Source organism: Tenacibaculum sp. L6 (assembly GCF_028823685.1).
In the GTDB taxonomy this organism is placed as follows: domain Bacteria; phylum Bacteroidota; class Bacteroidia; order Flavobacteriales; family Flavobacteriaceae; genus Polaribacter.
This window is the reverse complement of record NZ_JAPEHZ010000027.1, coordinates 1-18256: the sequence shown is the minus strand read 5'-3', so window position 1 is coordinate 18256 and position 18256 is coordinate 1. Positions and strand designations below refer to the sequence as shown.

The 18256-nt window shown below is 32.6% G+C and carries 16 protein-coding genes; 10 read left to right on the top strand and 6 right to left on the bottom strand.

All coding sequences use genetic code 11. The features are described 5' to 3' along the window. Nucleotides 1-50: 50 nt before the first annotated feature. Nucleotides 51-902, top strand: coding sequence for a ChaN family lipoprotein (locus OU788_RS06965; RefSeq protein ID WP_274634494.1), 852 nt, complete (start codon nt 51-53; stop codon nt 900-902). Between the two features lie 65 nt (nt 903-967). Next, nucleotides 968-2995: a ComEC/Rec2 family competence protein gene (locus tag OU788_RS06960; RefSeq protein WP_274634493.1), complete on the top strand. Its 2028-nt coding sequence runs from the start codon at nt 968-970 to the stop codon at nt 2993-2995. 2 nt (nt 2996-2997) lie between these two features. On the opposite strand, the gene OU788_RS06955 is transcribed toward OU788_RS06960, so the two are convergent. From OU788_RS06955 to OU788_RS06940, 4 genes are all read right to left on the bottom strand, one after another. Beyond that, the gene (locus OU788_RS06955) at nt 2998-3519 is read right to left on the bottom strand and encodes a thioredoxin family protein (RefSeq protein WP_274634492.1); all 522 of its coding nucleotides are present in this window, start codon (nt 3517-3519) and stop codon (nt 2998-3000) included. A gap of 98 nt (nt 3520-3617) precedes the next feature. Further along, nucleotides 3618-5378 (bottom strand): peptide MFS transporter, encoded by a 1761-nt coding sequence (locus tag OU788_RS06950; RefSeq protein WP_274634491.1) that lies wholly within the window; start codon nt 5376-5378, stop codon nt 3618-3620. A 67-nt stretch (nt 5379-5445) separates the two neighbouring features. After that, nucleotides 5446-6990, bottom strand: a complete 1545-nt coding sequence (locus OU788_RS06945; protein WP_274634490.1) for a peptide MFS transporter — start codon at nt 6988-6990, stop codon at nt 5446-5448. 16 nt (nt 6991-7006) lie between these two features. Further along, on the bottom strand, nt 7007-9151 hold the full coding sequence (locus OU788_RS06940; protein WP_274634489.1) for a S9 family peptidase: 2145 nt from the start codon (nt 9149-9151) through the stop codon (nt 7007-7009). A gap of 137 nt (nt 9152-9288) precedes the next feature. Here OU788_RS06940 and OU788_RS06935 point away from each other — a divergent pair, with 137 nt between their 5' ends. From OU788_RS06935 to OU788_RS06925, 3 genes are read left to right on the top strand one after another with little or no spacing between them, the layout of a single operon-like run. After that, complete coding sequence (locus OU788_RS06935; RefSeq protein ID WP_274634488.1) at nt 9289-11028, top strand: hydroxymethylglutaryl-CoA reductase, degradative; 1740 nt, start codon at nt 9289-9291, stop codon at nt 11026-11028. After that, a complete protein-coding gene (locus OU788_RS06930) occupies nt 11028-11954 on the top strand; it encodes a GYDIA family GHMP kinase (protein WP_274634487.1) in 927 nt (308 codons plus the stop codon). The genes OU788_RS06935 and OU788_RS06930 overlap by 1 nt, the downstream gene beginning before the upstream one ends. Continuing rightward, nucleotides 11954-13162 carry an NAD(P)/FAD-dependent oxidoreductase gene (locus OU788_RS06925; protein ID WP_274634486.1) on the top strand — a complete coding sequence of 403 codons (1209 nt, stop codon included), beginning with the start codon at nt 11954-11956 and terminating at the stop codon, nt 13160-13162. The genes OU788_RS06930 and OU788_RS06925 overlap by 1 nt, the downstream gene beginning before the upstream one ends. 68 nt (nt 13163-13230) lie before the next feature. Here OU788_RS06925 and OU788_RS06920 read toward each other — a convergent pair whose 3' ends face one another. Continuing rightward, nucleotides 13231-13530 (bottom strand): hypothetical protein, encoded by a 300-nt coding sequence (locus tag OU788_RS06920; RefSeq protein ID WP_274634485.1) that lies wholly within the window; start codon nt 13528-13530, stop codon nt 13231-13233. 21 nt (nt 13531-13551) lie between these two features. Further along, nucleotides 13552-13782: a hypothetical protein gene (locus tag OU788_RS06915; RefSeq protein ID WP_274634484.1), complete on the bottom strand. Its 231-nt coding sequence runs from the start codon at nt 13780-13782 to the stop codon at nt 13552-13554. Between the two features lie 78 nt (nt 13783-13860). Here OU788_RS06915 and OU788_RS06910 point away from each other — a divergent pair, with 78 nt between their 5' ends. The 5 genes from OU788_RS06910 to OU788_RS06890 are packed head-to-tail and all read left to right on the top strand — an operon-like array spanning nt 13861 to nt 18247. Beyond that, a complete protein-coding gene (locus OU788_RS06910; RefSeq protein ID WP_274634483.1) occupies nt 13861-14940 on the top strand; it encodes a diphosphomevalonate/mevalonate 3,5-bisphosphate decarboxylase family protein in 1080 nt (359 codons plus the stop codon). Nucleotides 14941-14963: 23 nt separating this feature from the next. After that, nucleotides 14964-15458, top strand: coding sequence for a toxin-antitoxin system YwqK family antitoxin (locus tag OU788_RS06905; protein WP_274634482.1), 495 nt, complete (start codon nt 14964-14966; stop codon nt 15456-15458). Nucleotides 15459-15509: 51 nt separating this feature from the next. Continuing rightward, nucleotides 15510-16436: a mevalonate kinase family protein gene (locus tag OU788_RS06900; protein ID WP_274634481.1), complete on the top strand. Its 927-nt coding sequence runs from the start codon at nt 15510-15512 to the stop codon at nt 16434-16436. A gap of 9 nt (nt 16437-16445) precedes the next feature. After that, a complete protein-coding gene (locus OU788_RS06895; protein WP_274634480.1) occupies nt 16446-17363 on the top strand; it encodes a geranylgeranylglycerol-phosphate geranylgeranyltransferase in 918 nt (305 codons plus the stop codon). Nucleotides 17364-17410: 47 nt separating this feature from the next. Then, the gene (locus tag OU788_RS06890; RefSeq protein WP_047790553.1) at nt 17411-18247 is read left to right on the top strand and encodes a pseudouridine synthase; all 837 of its coding nucleotides are present in this window, start codon (nt 17411-17413) and stop codon (nt 18245-18247) included. The last annotated feature ends 9 nt before the right edge of the window (nt 18248-18256 follow it).

The following is an 18256-nucleotide window of genomic DNA, read 5'->3' as shown; positions in this document are numbered from 1 at the left end:
TATTAGTTATTAAAACTGAACTCTAATTCTGTTAATTAAAACAAACCAATATGAAAAAGACTACCTTTTTACTTCTATTCTTGTTTGTCGCTCTTAACTTAGTTGCTCAAAAAAGGGCTTATAAAATTTACAATGCCAAAGGAAAGAAAGTTTCTTATAACAGAATGCTTAAAAAACTAGCAAAAAATGATATTGTTTTGTTTGGAGAGCTACACAACAATCCTATTGCACATTGGCTTCAGTATGAAGTAACCAACGACCTTCATAAAACACGAAAACTTATTTTAGGTGCTGAAATGTTTGAAGCTGATAATCAACAACCTTTAAGTCAATATGTAAACGGTAGTATCAACAGCAAACAATTAGATACCTTGGCTAGATTATGGTCGAACTATAAAACCGATTATGCTCCTCTTGTAAATTTTGCAAAAGACCAAAAGCTGAACTTTGTTGCAAGCAACATTCCTAGAAGATATGCTAATTTGGTATATAAAAAAGGATTTGAAGCGGTTGATGCTTTATCAGACACCGAAAAATCATGGATTGCTCCTTTGCCTATAAAATTTGACAGCGAATTACCTACCTATAAAAAAATACTAACGATGATGGGAGATCATGGTACTCCAAAATTAGTCATGGCTCAAGCCATAAAAGATGCTACTATGGCACATTTCATTTTGAAAAACCACCTGCCAAATCATTTGTTTTTGCACTATAACGGAGCTTATCACTCTGATTATTACGAAGGAATTTTGTGGTATTTGAAGAATGAAAATCCAAATTTGAATTATGCAACAATCACCACGGTTTTACAAAAGGATATTAACAAGCTTGAAAAAGAAAACCTCAAAAAAGCTGATTTTATTATTTGTGTAGATGATAATATGACAACAACTTATTAATTATATTTCTCTCTTATTCAAACGGATACTATTTTTATTTAATTTTTTCATAACTTTAAAAGGTTATGAAAAAGTTGCTTACATATCCTCCTTTTCATTTTTTGCTATGTGTGATTATTGGAATAACACTTCAGTTTTACACACAGATTTGGCATTTTAACCTTCTTTATTTAGGAGTTTTATTGCTAGTTTTTCTAATTGCTCTCTACTTTTTAAAAAGGTTTCAAATGCGAAAAGTGTTTAGTATCGTTAGCTTACTATTATTTGTTTCTATCGGAATTAGCACTACCTACATTCACAATCCGAAGAATTATGCGAATTATTACGAACATCAATTAACAGATGGCTCATCTTCTATACTAACTATTCAAAAAGTATTAAAACCCGGAAATTACTACACAAAATATGTAGCTAAAGTCTCTCAGGTTGATTCCTCCAAAACAAACGGAACTATTCTTCTAAACATTCAAAAGGACAGTACACAAACCTCACTTGCTGTTGGTAATCGGATTTTTGTTAAAACTCCTTTTAAGGAATTGATTCCTCCTTTGAATCCGCATCAATTTGATTACAAACAGTATTTAGCAAAGCAGTACATTTATCATCAAGTGTTTTTAAGCAAACAGCAATGTAAACAGCTTGATGATGCAAGTTTTTCTTTAATCAATTTATCGGCTAGTATTAGAGAAAAAGTACAAACTTCCTTAAAACAATATCATTTTTCAAACGATGAATTTGCTGTTATTAACGCTTTATTACTCGGTCAGCGTCAAGAAATATCAAAAGAATTATTAGAAAGTTATACCAATGCTGGGGCGGTTCACATCTTAGCCGTTTCTGGACTCCATATTGGTATTCTGCTATTATTTCTGTCTTATCTATTTAAACCTTTGGAAAGAATTCCGCATGGAATACTTATTAAAACTACTTGCATTGTAGTATTACTCTGGTTTTTTGCTTTTATCGCAGGCTTATCGGCATCGGTAGTACGTGCCGTAACCATGTTTACTTTTGTGGCTATCGGTTTGTCGTTTAAACGGAAGAAGGTTATTGAGTTTTCTTTAATCAGTTCCATGCTATTTTTACTGTTGATAAAACCCATGTTTTTATTCGATGTCGGATTTCAACTCAGTTATTTAGCCGTTTTTGGCATTGTTTGGGTACAACCGTTACTCTATGATTTATGGAAACCTAAACTTTGGTTACTAGATAAAGGTTGGGGTTTATTTACAGTTTCAATAGCCGCTCAAGCAGGAATTTTACCTATTAGTTTGTACTATTTTCATCAGTTTCCTGGGCTGTTTATTCTATCTAACTTAATTATCATTCCCTTTTTAGGAACAATTTTGGGCTGCGGAATAGTAATCATTCTATTAGCAACCTTCAATATCTTGCCTCAATTTGCAGCTAATGCGTACGGATTCGTAATTTCTTTGATGAATTATTTTGTCGATTGGATTTCACATCAAGAAGATTTTCTATTGAAAGAGATATCGATGTCATTCTGGGCGATGTTGGCTTGGTATGTATTTACCATTTTCTTCTTTCAGGTTTGGATTCGCAAAACTTCTAAAAGTGTTGTTTTCTTATTCACTTCTATTCTTCTTTTACAAGGAATTTATTTTTATGAAAAACATGAGAAGGTAAACAAAAGTGAGTTTATTGTATTTCACAAAAGCAGGCATACTGTTTTAGGAAAAAGAAATGGTAACGAACTACACGTTTTTAGTTCGATAAGTGATTCCATTCTTCAACAAGAAAAACTTTTACAATCCTACAGAATTGGTGAACATATTCTTTCTAAAAATACAGATTCAGTATTTAACGTTATATCTTTCAACAATAAACAAATCTTGATTATAGATAGCTTAGGCGTTTATCAAATTAACGGACTTAAAAATCCGATAGTGCTACTACAAAACAGTCCTAAAATCAATTTAAACAGATTAATTACTTCGCTAAAACCTCAACAAGTTATTGCGGATGGAAGCAACTACAAATCGTATGTTAATAGATGGAAAGAAACTTGTGATAAACAAAAAACACCATTTTGGTATACGGGTCAAAATGGTGTTTATATTATTAGAGAATAGCTTTACATGGCACTTTTAAAGTTTTTTTCAAACTCAGGCCAAGGTGTACTCTTATAATTCTCTTTATTAAAATAGGCTAGTATTTTTTCAAATCTTTTCTCTTCTAAATACCCAGGAACATTTTGTAACAATTGTCTTTCTGTGTTAAAAAATGCTGTTGAAGGATAGCTTAATTGCCCTTTCATAATCGCTGCTGCTAATTCATGATATCCTCTTCTACCCTGTGCTTGGTAAGTGAAAGTTCTTCCTTGAAACATAATATCGTGTTTAGCTTCACCATTTAACTTTACAGGGTAGTAATGTGTATTGATGTAATCTATAATTACCTTGTTTTGGTACGTTGTTTTATCCATTTTTTTACACCATCCGCACCAATCGGTATAAATATCTACCATAATTGGCTTAGGATCTTTCTCACTCATTTCCATCGCTTCTTCAAAAGTTAACCAATTAACTTTATTTTCTTGTGCTCTTATTCCAAATGAAATAATGGCGAAAACCGCTACTACTATTATTTTTTTCATATTCCTAAAGTCTCAATAAGTGTTCCAAATTTACAAAAAAACCTGCCAAGTTTTTGACTTGACAGGTTGTTAAAAGTTCTTTTAACCTATATTTAGGGTTATTTCACCCCGTGCATTAACTTTTTAATTACTGGGTTTAAAGCAATAACTAAAAGTCCTGCAATTGTTGGTACAATTGTAAAAATTAAGAAGAAAGTTGATAAACTGTATTCTTTTGTAATGTTTTCAATTTGACCTCCTAAAACTGCTGCTAACTTGTTTCCTATCGCAATTGCTAAGTACCACATACCAAACATAAATGCAATCATACGAGCTGGCACTAATTTAGATACATACGAAAGACCAACTGGTGATAAACATAATTCACCTAATGTATGAAACAAATATGCTAAGATTAACCATACCATACTTACTTTAACTCCGTCGGTAATTCCGTAAGCTCCGAATGCTAATAAACCAAATCCTACAGCCATAATAATTAAACCTAAACCGTATTTAACCGCTGCAGATGGGTTGTATTTTGAATCCCACCACTTAGAGAATAAGTTTGCAAATGCAATGATAAAGAACGAGTTTAATATTGAGAACCAAGAAACTGTAATTTCTGAAGCTTCCGCAGAGAACTCAACGTATAACATCCATCCTACTAATGCCCAAACCCCTAAGAAACATATTGCTAAAACAAAGTTTGACGCTGGAATTCTTTTACCTGTTTCTTTTCCTAACAAATACAACACCCAAGTAATAATTAGTAAAGGAATTACTGTTAATAATGTATTTACTATGTTAAATATTATTTGTGCATTACCTGTTAAAACTCTATCTACATTATCACGCGCGAAAAGGATTAATGAAGTTGCACCTTGCTCGAAACTCATCCAGAAGAATACCGTAAAGAATGCGAAAATAATTACCGCTATCATTCTATCTCTTACAATTTTTGTGTATCGTGATATACGTGAAATTGTTAAGAATAAAAATACTGCTAAACCAAACAATACTGCTACGTATTGTCCATCAAAATCACCTACTTTTAAAGCTCCGAAAAGATCAATTCCTCCAATTTTTGATAACGGATCGTTAATTGCATATCCTAAACCAATTACCGAAGCAATCGCGATTAAAATTTTATCTAAACTTGTAAAAGGGTTTGTTTTATCGCTATCGTTAGATGTTTCTGTAGCTGATACTTCAGCTTCTTCTTTTCCATTTTTAGAAGGAACATCTCCAATAGTACCGAATAATGGCTTCGCTAACCAGAACTGTAACGTTCCTAATAACATAAAGATTCCTGCTAAACCGAATCCCCAAGACCAACCTACTTTTTCTGCTAAGTATCCACATAACATCATTCCGAAGAAAGCTCCCGCATTAACTCCCATGTAAAAAATGGTATATGCTCCATCTTTCTTTTCTGGTAAGTCCTTATACATTTCTGAAATAATAGACGTCATATTAGGCTTAAAAAAACCTGTACCTATTACTAATAAAGCTAAACCAACATATAACCAAAACTCTGTTTCAATAGCCATTGCAGCGTGCCCTAAGGTCATAATAATCGAACCAATAACTACTGCCCAACGGTATCCTGTTAATTTATCTGCTATAATACCTCCTAAAATTGGAGTTAAGTATAATAACATTGCATAGGTACCAAATAATGCTCCTGCGTTTTCTGCCGACCATTCCCAACCTGGATTAGCGCCAATTGCTGCTGCTGTTAAAAAGTTTATTAATAATACACGCATTCCGTAAAACGAAAAACGCTCCCACATTTCTGTGAAAAAAAGCACAAATAACCCTGAAGGATGACCTAATACTTTTGACTTAAAAAAATCATTTGATGTAACTGAACTCATATCTATTTATCATTTATATATAACAAACCTCATGATAAAAAGCTATCATGAGGTTAAATGTTCCTTATTATTTTACTCCGTGCATTAATTTTTTAAGTGGGAAACTTAAAAGGAATAATACCACACCTCCTATGATTGGAATCCAAACTAAGATATTGAAGAAATCAGACATTGAAGATTCTTGAGCTATTTTTTCCATGTAGCTAGAAAAAGATCCTGCTAATTTATTACCCATAGCTGAAGCGAAGAACCAAATACCAAACATGATACCTAATAATCTTTTTGGTGATAATTTATTTACATAAGAAAGTCCTACTGGAGATAAACTTAACTCTCCCATCGTATGCAACAAATATGCTAATACTAAGAAAATCATGCTCGTTTTTTGTACTGAATCAACACCTAATCCTGCTGATCCTATTACCATTGGAATAAAACCTAATCCTAATAATATTAACCCAATTGCAAATTTTTGAGGCCCGTTAGGATTGTATTTTGTCTTTGCTAATTTTTGCCAAATCCAAGAAAATAATGGTGCTAAAGTAAAGATGAATAACGCATTTAAACTCTGGAACCATGTTGCAGGTACTTCAGGATTTTCATCAAAAAATTGATTGTAAATCATGTACCCAATAATTCCCCATAAAATGGTAACACTTAATGCCATAAACATCATCGCTGTAGCATATGTTTTACCAATTGCTTTAAACATTCCTATAAATAACCAAGTTAAAATTATTACTGGTAAAGCAGATAACAAAGCGCCAACTACTTTAAAAATCGTAACTCCAACTCCCTCTAAACTTCTATCAGTATATTCACTTGCAAAAATGTTCATACTTGAACCTGCTTGTTCAAAAGCTGCCCAGAAAAAGATAGAGAAAAACGCTAAAACACCAACAACAATTAATCTTTGTGTTTCTACTTTTGTTAACGGCTCTTTTTCTACTACTGCGGTTTCTTCTGAAATTTCCTTCTTTGGTGCTAATCCAATTTCCCCAAACATTTTTTGTGCTAAATGGAACTGAATTAATCCTATAAACATGAATATACCTGCTAATCCAAATCCGTAGTGCCATCCTAAAGTTTCTCCTAAGTAACCACATAAAATTGATCCTAAGAAAGCTCCTACGTTAATTCCTTGATAAAAAATAGTATATCCTGAATCTTTTTTATCACTTCCTTCTGGATATAGCTGCCCTACAATTGAAGAAATGTTAGGTTTAAAAAACCCGTTACCTACAATTAATAAACCAAGCCCTAAATAAAACGCTGGCATTGGTTCAAAAGCTAATGATAAATGCCCTAATGTCATTAATACAGCACCTATGATAATTGCCTTTCTAAATCCTAAAATTTTATCGGCAATAATTCCTCCAATAATTGGAGTAATATAAACAAGCATTGTGTACCAACCATATAAACTACTAGCATCACTTTTAGACCATCCTAAACCTGGATTATCGCTTGCTACTTCGCTAATTAAATATAAAACCAGTAAAGCTCTCATACCGTAGTATGAAAAACGTTCCCACATTTCTGTAAAGAACAACATAAATAATCCTACCGGATGCCCAAATATTTCCCTTTCGGTTGCTACATTTTTAGCCATAATATATTGTTTTAGTTTATAAGTTGTTTTTAATAAAGTTCGTCATCTTAGTATATAAGTGTAAACGTGTGTTACCACCATAAATACCATGATTCTTATCAGGATATATACCCCACTCAAATTGCTTGTTAGCTTGAATTAACGCTTCAGCCATTCTGTAAGCATTTTGTACGTGTACATTATCGTCACCTGTTCCGTGAATTAATAAATACTTTCCTTTTAATAATTCTGGATAATTTAATGGTGAATTATCATCATACCCTGCTGGATTCTCCTCTGGTGTACGCATATAACGCTCAGTATAAATAGTATCATAAAAACGCCATGTAGTAACTGGTGCCACAGCGATAGCTGCTGCAAATACATCATTTCCTTTTAATAAACAGTTCGTACTCATATGACCACCGAATGACCATCCCCAAATACCAATTCTATTAGCGTCTACATAAGGTAACTTAGCTAATTCTTGAGCTACTGAAATTTGGTCTTCCGTTTCATACTTCACCAAATTCATATAAGTAACTTTTTTAAAGTCACGACCTTTAAATCCTGTTCCTCTACCATCAACACAAACAACAATATATCCGTCTTGTGCTAACATTTGATGCCAATAATCGTTAGCCCCATTCCAGCTATTCTTTACATTTTGAGAACCTGGACCAGAATATTGATACATTAAAACTGGATATTTCTTATTCGCGTCAAAGTTTGCAGGCTTAATAGTGTACATATTTAAGTCGTTACCGTTAACATTAATAGTAGAAAACTCTTTTTTACTTAAATTATATCCTGCTACAACCTCTTTTAAATTTGTATTATCAATAATTGTCTTTAATACTTTTCCTTCATCATTTCGTAAAGTATACACAGGTGGTGTGTTTGCATCTGAGAATGTATTGATAAAATAGTGCATGTTTTTACTGAAAGAAGCATTGTTTGTTCCTGAAGGATTACTTAACAACTTCTTATTGTTTCCGTCTAAAGAAACACTATAAACTCCTCTGTTGATAGAACCATTTTCTACCGATTGATAATAAATAGTTTTCTTATCAGCATTATAACCGTAGTAAGAGGTAACCTCCCAGTTTCCTTTGGTTACTTGGTTTAATAACTGTCCGTCTTTATTATAGTGGTAAACGTGATTGTAACCATCTTTTTCACTTGTCCAGATAAAACTGTTATCATCTAAAAATGTTAAATCATCGTTGATATCTACGTAAGCTTTATCTGTTTCATTTAAAACTAAGTGACTTCTGTAAGAGTTAGCATCAACAAAATACATTTTTAAATCATTTTGATGACGATTTAACGTACGCACAGCTAATAAATTAGCATCGCTTGTCCAATTAATTCTCGGAATATATTCATAATCTCCTACTCTTATCTCAGCAGTTTTACCAGTGTTTAATGAGAAAATATGTAATGAAACTTTTGCGTTAGCCTCTCCTGCTTTTGGATATTTAAAAACGTGTTGTGATGGATACTTTTCTTTTCCGTAAACATCCATAGAAAACGTTTTTACTTCACTTTCATTGAAACGTAAAAAAGCTAGGTTGTTACCATCTGCACTCCAATCGAAAGCTTTTACAAAGCCGAATTCTTCTTCGTATACCCAATCAGTAATACCATTAATTATTTCATTCTTTTTTCCGTTGCTAGTTATTTGAGTAACTGTATTATCAGAAAAATCTTTAATAAATAAGTTATTTGCTTTAGCATAGGCTACTTTTTTGCTGTCAGGAGAAAATGTAGGTTCCTGAATATCTGTACCTATAAGATCTAATGTCTTTTTAGCAATATCGTACACATAAAATGTACCTAAAAAAGAATGACGAAAAATTGGCTTAAAGTTAGTACCTAAAATCAATTTGGTTTCGTCATTGTTAAAACTATATGATTGAAATGATTTCAATCCTGCTAAATCTTTACTATCTACAATAGTAGCTACTTTTTCTAAAGTTTCATAGCTGTATTTATCTACAGAAGTACTTCCATTTTCATAGTTTAAAAGCGAATAAAAATCTCCATTCATAGAATTCAAAGAATTCATATAATCTGCTCTAAACGTGCCTTTTCTCCATATATCTTCTAAGGAAATATCTTTTTTCTGAGCTTGCACTAGCGAAGATATCCCTATAAAAAATAGTAATAATTTCTTCATATTAAGTTGTTGTTTATCTAAAAAGTTTGCCAAGTTTACGGAAAAATAGCCAAAAACCACCTCAAAAAAATCATAAAAACTAAATATCACCCCTATTTTAACACGTTTCACTTATCTTTGAACCATCAAAAAATGAATTGAGGATGTCTAAAACGATCTCTGGTTTTTCAAAACTTACCAAAGAGGAAAAAATAGACTGGTTGGCAGAAAGTTACTTTAACAATCAACCAGAAATTATACAAACCATTAAGCAATACTGGAATGTAGACGAAAAACTACAACAGCTGCACGATGATTTTATTGAAAATACCATTTCTAACTTTTATATGCCTTACGGCGTTGCCCCTAACTTTGTTATTAACGGACGTAGTTATGCAATACCTATGGTCGTAGAAGAAAGCTCTGTTGTTGCTGCTGCTTCAAAAGTAGCCAAATACTGGAGTACTAGAGGCGGATTTAAAACTGAAGTAATTTCTACTACAAAAATTGGTCAAGTACATTTTATGTACGCTGGAGATAAAAAGGAATTACATTCTTATTTCAACGAACAAAAAACCGAATTACATGCTGCCACTGCATCCATTACAAAGAATATGGAAAAACGTGGTGGTGGTATTTTAGATATTCAACTGATTGACAAAACTGATAAACTAGCAGACTACTATCAATTACACGTTACGTTTGAAACAAAAGATAGTATGGGTGCTAACTTTATCAATTCTTGTTTAGAGGCTATTGCTAAAGCTTTTAGGAAAGATGATATTGAAATTGTGATGAGCATACTTTCTAACTACGTTCCTGAATGTTTAGTTAGAGCGGAAGTTAGCTGTAAGGTAGAAGAATTAGGCGGAAAAACCCCAGAGAAATTTGCTCAAAAATTTGAACAAGCAGTTAAAATCGCTGAAATAGAACCGTATCGTGCAGTTACACACAATAAAGGTATTATGAATGGAATTGATGCTGTTGTGTTGGCAACGGGTAACGATTTTAGAGCTATTGAAGCTGGTGCACATGCCTATGCTTCAAAAAATGGGCAATACAGTAGTTTAACACATTGCGAAGTAAAAGATGGTGTTTTTAGATTTTGGATTAAAATTCCTTTAGCTTTAGGTACCGTAGGTGGACTAACCGCATTACACCCAATGGCAAAATTATCGTTAGATATGATGCAAAAACCAAGTGCACGCACCTTAATGCAAATTATCGCTGCGGCTGGTTTAGCGCAGAATTTTGCTGCTTTACGTGCCTTAACTACTAAAGGTATTCAACACGGACACATGAAAATGCACTTGATGAACATCTTAAATCAACACAAAGCCACCAACGAAGAAAAAGAAGCAGTCGTTGCTTATTTTGAGGATAGAACGGCCTCACACAGTGCTGTAGTTGAAAAACTAAATGAGCTTCGAAAACCAAAAGTGCAATGGGTAGACTTTTTAAATGAGGATGAAGTACGTAGTACACTTATAAACTTAGCAGCTGATGCAAAACCCTTATTTGGAAAAATGAACGGGCAACAAATGGTAGAGCATTTAAGTACAGTTACTCAAATAGCTAATGGAAATTGGCATGTTGACATGTATGTTTCTGATGAGAAAACAGCTAGAAGAAAACCTTTTTTAAATACCGATGGCGAATTACAAGTTGGATTTAAAGCTCCTTTTTTATCGGAAGATCCAACTCCGTTAAAATTTAGCTCTATGAATGAAGCTATTAATGATTTAATACATCAGGTTCAATATTTTGAGACTGTGTTTAATGAAGACCCCTACCGAAAAGTAGTACATCCATTTTTTGGAGAGTTGGATTATGAGTATTGGAAAAAGTTTCAAGTAAAACACTTTACCCATCATTTTAAACAATTTGGGCTGGTATAATGCGACACTATTCTAACGGAAAATTATTACTCACCGGCGAGTATGTTGTTCTAGATGGCGCTACATCATTGGCTATTCCTACCAAGTTTGGACAAGATTTAATTGTTGAACCGATTAAAGAGCCACAACTTATTTGGGGAAGCTTTACACATACAGGAGAATGTTGGTTTGAAGCTTCTTTCGATTTACCAAAACTGAGGCTAACCTCAGCTACCTTTAATTCAGATAAAGAAGGTAGTGCTGAATTTATAGCTGAAACTTTACATGATATTTTACAAGAAGCAAAAAAACTAAACCCTGATTTTTTAAACACTAATCATGGGTATATTGTAAAAACAAACCTAACATTTCCACAAAACTGGGGATTAGGAAGTTCTTCAACTTTAATTAATAATATTGCTACTTGGGCTAATATAAATCCGTTTACCTTGCTTTGGAACGCTTTTTCTGGAAGTGGTTACGATATTGCTTGTGCAAAACATAACACTCCGATTCTATATAAGCTAGAAGACAAACAACCTCATATTGAAGAAGTAAATTTCAATCCAAGTTTTTCTGAGGAATTGTTTTTTGTGCATTTAAATCAAAAACAAAATAGTAGAGAAGGAATTGCTCACTATAAAAAACACAAAGAAGAAGCGCTACGGTTAATTCCTGAAATAGATAACTTGACACGAGAGTTTTTACACACGAACACTTCAAAAGACCTAAACAAAATTATTATTGAGCATGAAAAACTTATTAGCTCAATAATTAAAATAAATCCTATAAAAGAAACTACATTTCCAGATTATTTTGGAGAGGTAAAAGGCCTAGGTGCTTGGGGTGGAGATTTTATTTTAGCTACAGGTAATGAAGACAGCATTAACTATTTTCAACAAAAAGGATTCAATACTATCCTTTCATATAAAGAAATGATTTTATAATGAAAAAGGTCATTATTATTGGTGGTGGAGCAGCAGGCTATTTTACTGCTATTAATGCAAAAGAACTCAATCCTGAATTGAACATTACTATTCTTGAAAAAGGAAAAGAGGTTTTACAAAAAGTAAAAATTTCTGGTGGAGGCCGTTGTAATGTTACGCATGCTTGTTTTGATCCCAAGGAATTGACAAAATTTTATCCTAGAGGAGAAAAAGAATTACTTGGACCATTTCATCAATTCATGACAGGTGACACTTTTGAGTGGTTTGAAAATCATGGAATTCCCTTAAAAATTGAAGAAGACAATCGGGTATTTCCAGAAGCTAATACTTCTCAAGCTATTATAGATTGTTTCCAAAACGCTGTTGATAACCTCGGAATTACCGTGTTAAAAAATCATGGTGTGAATTCTCTTTATCAACAAAATGAGAAATGGATTATCAACACAAAAAATCAAGATTTTGAAGCTGATTTCGTAGTGGTTGCTGCAGGAAGCAGTAAAAAAGTATGGGAATTATGCAAAACTTTAGATCATACTATTATTGAGCCCGTTCCTTCCTTATTTACTTTTAACATTAAAGATAAGCGAATTATTGATTTGGGCGGAATATCCGTTCCAAATGCAGAAGTAACACTTGTTGGAACGAATTTAGAAAATTCTGGTCCATTATTAATTACCCATTGGGGTTTAAGTGGTCCTGCTATCTTAAAACTATCCGCTTTTGGTGCTCGTATTTTAGCTGACAAAAATTATCAATACAACGTACTTGTTAACTGGCTAGGACAAGATACAGATTCAGTTTTTGATGAGTTACAACAGTTAAAAAAATCGCAAGCTAAAAAACAAGTGAATTTAAAATCTCCTTTTAGCGATATTCCTCGCCGATTGTGGGAGCGTTTGGTTGCGGCTTCAGAAATAAAAAACAATCAGAATTGGGCTGATGTAAGTAACAAACAACTTCAAAGTTTAGCGAATCAATTAACAAAAGGGTTGTTTAACGCAAATGGCCGTACTACTTTTAAAGAAGAATTTGTAACTGCTGGCGGTGTTGATTTAAAAGAAATTAACTTTAAACGTTTTGAAAGCAAAAAACACAAAAACTTGTTTTTTGTAGGTGAAGTATTAAATATTGATGCCGTTACAGGCGGTTTTAACTTTCAAAATGCGTGGACAGGAGGTTATATTTGTGCAAAAGCAATTGCAGAATAGATTAAAGTCATTTCGAACATAAATTGAAGTTTTTCACTTCGTTCGAAATGACTTTATTTTTTTTAATCTTAGTCTTCTTCTCCTTCTTCTTCGTAGCAGTTAAAGATGATAGAGTATCCATACTCTACAGCTTCTTCATACAACTCTTTTTGCTCTTCATCTTCTACATCGTCAACAGAATCTAACGTAAAATATTCGTCTTCTATTTCTACTACTTTCCAGTCTTCTTCCTTGATGTAAAATTTAGCTAACTGCATAGCTCCTTCGATATCTTTATAATCGATATACAAACTTACATACGCTCCTAAAACTTCATCGTAATGTTCAGATGATTTTTTTGGTTTTGCTAAGGCATTAATTAAAAACATAGGTCTATTTTTTTGTGTTATTTACGCTAATTCTCCTCTATGAGGTTTTAATGCATCTCTAAAAATCTTCATATTCTCTTCATCAACCACTATAAAAGCGATCGTATGCATTTCGTTTAAAGATACAAAATTTACTTCATGATATGGCAAATTATCTATCTGTGCAAACTCTTTTAAATGTATACAGTGATGCTTTGCCGTTTCCAATCCATCAGGACCTTTAAAATCCCAAATCAGTTTAATTTTTCTCATGCAACAAAAATACCCAATTAAAAATTCATTAGCACAAGTGTAAGTGAAACTTTATCTTTACCGCAAAAATTTTACACTTTGAATACATCTGATTTTATATTTCAATCTCAAGACAAAAAAGTAGAAAACTTAACAGTTACTTGGCAAACACCTAGCAATATTGCTTTGGTAAAATACTGGGGAAAAAGTGAACCACAAATCCCAAAAAATGCTTCAATAAGCTTCACGCTAAACAACTGTCATACTACCACAAAAATTGAGTTTTCAAAGACAACTCCTAAAAATCAAGCTCAATTTGAATTGTTCTTTGAAGGAAAAAAGAAAGATGATTTTAAACCTAAAATAGCTAAGTTCTTTGAGCGAATTCAAGAATATTGTCCGTATATCTTAGAGTATTCAATGGTTATTTCTTCGGAAAACTCTTTCCCGCACAGTAGCGGAATTGCTTCTTCTGCAAGCGGAATGAGCGCTATCGCTATGTGTTTAATGAGCTTAGAAAAAGAATTAAATCCAGAGTTAACTAAAGAATACATCAACAAAAAAGCATCTTTCTTAGCCCGTTTAGGTTCTGGAAGTGCTAGTAGAAGTATTGAAGGTCCGTTAGTGGTTTGGGGTAAACATCCAAAGATCGAAGGAAGCTCAGACTTATTTGGTGTAAAATTCCCATACAAAGTACATCCTATTTTCGAAAACTATCAAGACACCATTTTATTGGTTGATAAAGGAGAAAAACAAGTGTCTAGTACCGTTGGCCATAATTTAATGCACAACCATCCGTATGCTGAAAATCGTTTTATTCAAGCGAATGAGAATCTTGAAAAACTATCTAAAATCCTTCAAAACGGAGACATTAAATCCTTTATCAATTTAGTTGAAAGCGAAGCGTTAACGCTACATGCAATGATGTTAACTAGTAATCCGTATTTTATTTTGATGAAACCTAATACGTTAGAAATTATCAATAAAATCTGGGAATACAGAGAGGAAAACAACAGTAATATTTGCTTTACTTTAGATGCAGGTGCAAACGTACATGTACTTTACCCTAATTCAGAAAAGACTGAAATTGAACTGTTTATTAAGAATATTTTAGCTGCATACTGCCAAAAAAATCAGTATATTTGTGATAGCACGGGTCTTGGTGCAAGACTTGTGTAACCTTAACTAAATTTCCTACTATCATGAGAAATTCAACTATACTACTGTTTTTTGTTTCCCTTTTTATCACTACATCTGTCTTTGCGCAAGATACGGTATGGTTTGATAAAAACTGGCAAGAAACAACTAAAGAGAATCACGAGTTTTACAGACCCACTCCTAAAAAGATGAACAATGGCTATTGGATTGTAGACTATTACAAAAATGGTCAAATTCAAATGGAAGGATTTAGCACCGTTAATATTCCTAATGAAGAGGAATTTGACGGTTTAGTATTGTATTATCACCCTAACGGTAAACCTTTTCATAAAGCCAATTATAAAGACGGAAAGTTACACGGCATACGAAAAGTTTACTACGAATCAGGAGAACTTAAAGAAGAAGGTAAATACGAATATGGTAAAAGAGAAGGCATTTGGAAAACTTTTTACAAAAACGGCAAAATCGAATCTAAAGGAAAATACCGAGAAAACGAGAAAGTTGGTATTTGGAAAACTTTTTACAAAAACGTATACTAGTTTGTAAACTAGCACTTTTACTCGTATCTTTGCCCTGTAATTAAAACACCTATGAAAGGACCCTTATTTTACGCTAAAATATTACTCTTCGGAGAATACGGAATCATCAAAGATTCTAAAGGATTAGCTATTCCTTTTAGCTCTTATAAAGGCGCATTAAAGTCTGCTAAAAACCTAACCGGAGAAGCTGAAAAATCAAATCAAAGTTTAGCTAAATTTTATACGTATTTAGCAAACTTAAACTCTGATTTAGTTTCTTTTGATTTAGCTTCATTAAAAAATGACATCGATAATGGTATGTACTTCGACTCTTCTATTCCGCAAGGATATGGAGTAGGAAGTTCTGGTGCTTTAGTGGCATCTATTTACGACCAGTATGCTAACGATAAAATTACGGTTTTAGAAAACCTAACACGCGATAAGTTACTTGCATTAAAACAGATTTTTTCTTTAATGGAATCTTTTTTCCACGGAAAAAGTTCTGGATTAGATCCGTTAAACTCATATTTAAGCTTACCTATTTTAATCAATTCAAAAGAACATATTGAACCAGCAGGCATTCCATCTCAAAAAGAAGGAAAAGGAGCTGTTTTCTTACTAGATTCAGAACAAGTTGGTGAAACTGAACCTATGGTTAACATCTTTATGAATAAGATGAAAAACGAAGGATTCCGTAAAATGATAAGCGAAGAGTTTGCTACGCATACTGATGCTTGTATTGAAGATTTTTTACAAGGAAACGTAAAATCGTTGTTTGGTAATGTAAAAAAGTTATCAAAAGTAGTATTAGCTAACTTTAAACCTATGATTCCTACTGCTTTTCATAAAGTTTGGGAAAATGGAATTCAAACAAACGATTACTACTTAAAGCTTTGTGGTTCTGGTGGTGGAGGTTATATCTTAGGATTTACTGAAGATTACGAAAAAGCAAAAAATAGTTTAAAAGATTATAAATTAGAATTGGTGTACCGCTTTTAAAATGCTACTATGAGTACATTTAAAAACAACACCTTACTTTTAAAAATATTAAGCCTTTTATCAGTCATAAGAGGTTACAATATTTTAGTATTAATAGCAGCCCAATATTTGGCTGCTATTTTTATTTTCTCTGATGTAAAATCGGTTAAGCCTGTTGTTTTCGATTGGCATTTACTCTACTTAGTTATCGCTACTGTTTGTGTAGTTGCAGCAGGATATATCATCAATAATTTTTATGATAAAAATGCTGATAAAATCAATCGTCCTATAAAAACTGGGATTGACTCCTACGTAAAACAAGAAACAAAGCTCAGACTTTATTTTTTACTGAATTTTATTGGCTTTGGTTTTGGCTGGTTAGTATCATGGAGAGCAGCTTTCTTTTTTGCGGTATATATTTTCGGCATTTGGTTTTATTCACATAAATTAAAAAAATATCCGTTAGTTGGACTCATTACTGCAACCATCTTAACTATACTCCCTTTTTTTGTTGTATTTGTACATTATAAAAACTTTTCAAAAGTGATTTTTGTGCATGCAATTTTTCTCTTTTTAGTTATTATGACACGAGAATTGATTAAAGATTTAGAAAACATCAAAGGAGCAATCGCCAACAACTACAATACTTTTCCTGTAATTTATGGCGAACGTACTACCAAAAGAACTATTATTTTATTAATGTTTCTTACCCTAGTTCCTATCGGAATTATAAACACCTACCCTGCTATTGAATACATGAAATATTACTTCTATTTAGCAGCAATCACCTTAATTTTTGTCGGATTTTACACATGGAATTCCGTTCATAAAAATCAATACAGGTTAGCACATAACATTTTAAAGGTGTTATTATTAATTGGTGTATTCAGCTTATTATTCATTGATAAATCGCTGATTTTAGATAAAGTAATTGAAGTTTTAGATTAAAAATCAAATAATTACCGTAAATTTGCGCACTTTTTAAAAACTTAAGAATGAATTCAAAAAACTCGTCGAGAGGACGACAAGCTGGACGTAACAGCAATCCTCAAGGAAAAAATCAATTCAAAAAAGATTTCAGAAAACCAAAAAGCAATAAACCTACTCAGAAAAAAACTGAGGATACAGGAATTCGCTTGAACAAATTTATCTCTAATTCAGGAATTTGTTCTCGTAGAGAAGCAGATACGTATATTGAACACGGAAGTGTTTCTGTAAACGGGAAATTAGTTACGGAAATGGGTTACAAAGTGCAGCCTACTGATGAAGTTCGTTTTGATGGAACTTTAATTTCTATGGAGCAGAAACGTTACGTTTTATTAAACAAACCTAAAAATTACATTACTACTATGGAAGATGACCGTGGTCGTAAAACTGTAATGGAATTAGTAGGAAACGCCACTAGAGAACGAATTTACCCTGTTGGAAGATTAGATAGAAATACTACTGGTTTATTATTATTTACTAACGACGGTGAGTTGGCAAAAAAATTAACGCACCCTAAGCATAACGTTCGTAAATTATACCATGCTTCTTTAGATAAAAAATTAACCATTGCTGATTTAGAAAAATTACGTGGTGATGTAATTATTGAGGGAAGAAAAGTTTTTATTGATGCCGTTTCTTACGTAGAGGGTGAAAAGAAAACTGAGGTAGGTATTGAAATTCACTCTGGTAGAAACCGTATTGTTCGTAAAATTTTTGAACATTATGGATATCATGTAAAAAAATTAGATCGTGTTATTTTTGCTGGTTTAACTAAAAAGAATTTACCTCGTGGTAGATGGCGTGAATTAACGCAACAAGAAATTAACACTTTGCAAATGTTATAACATAAAAAT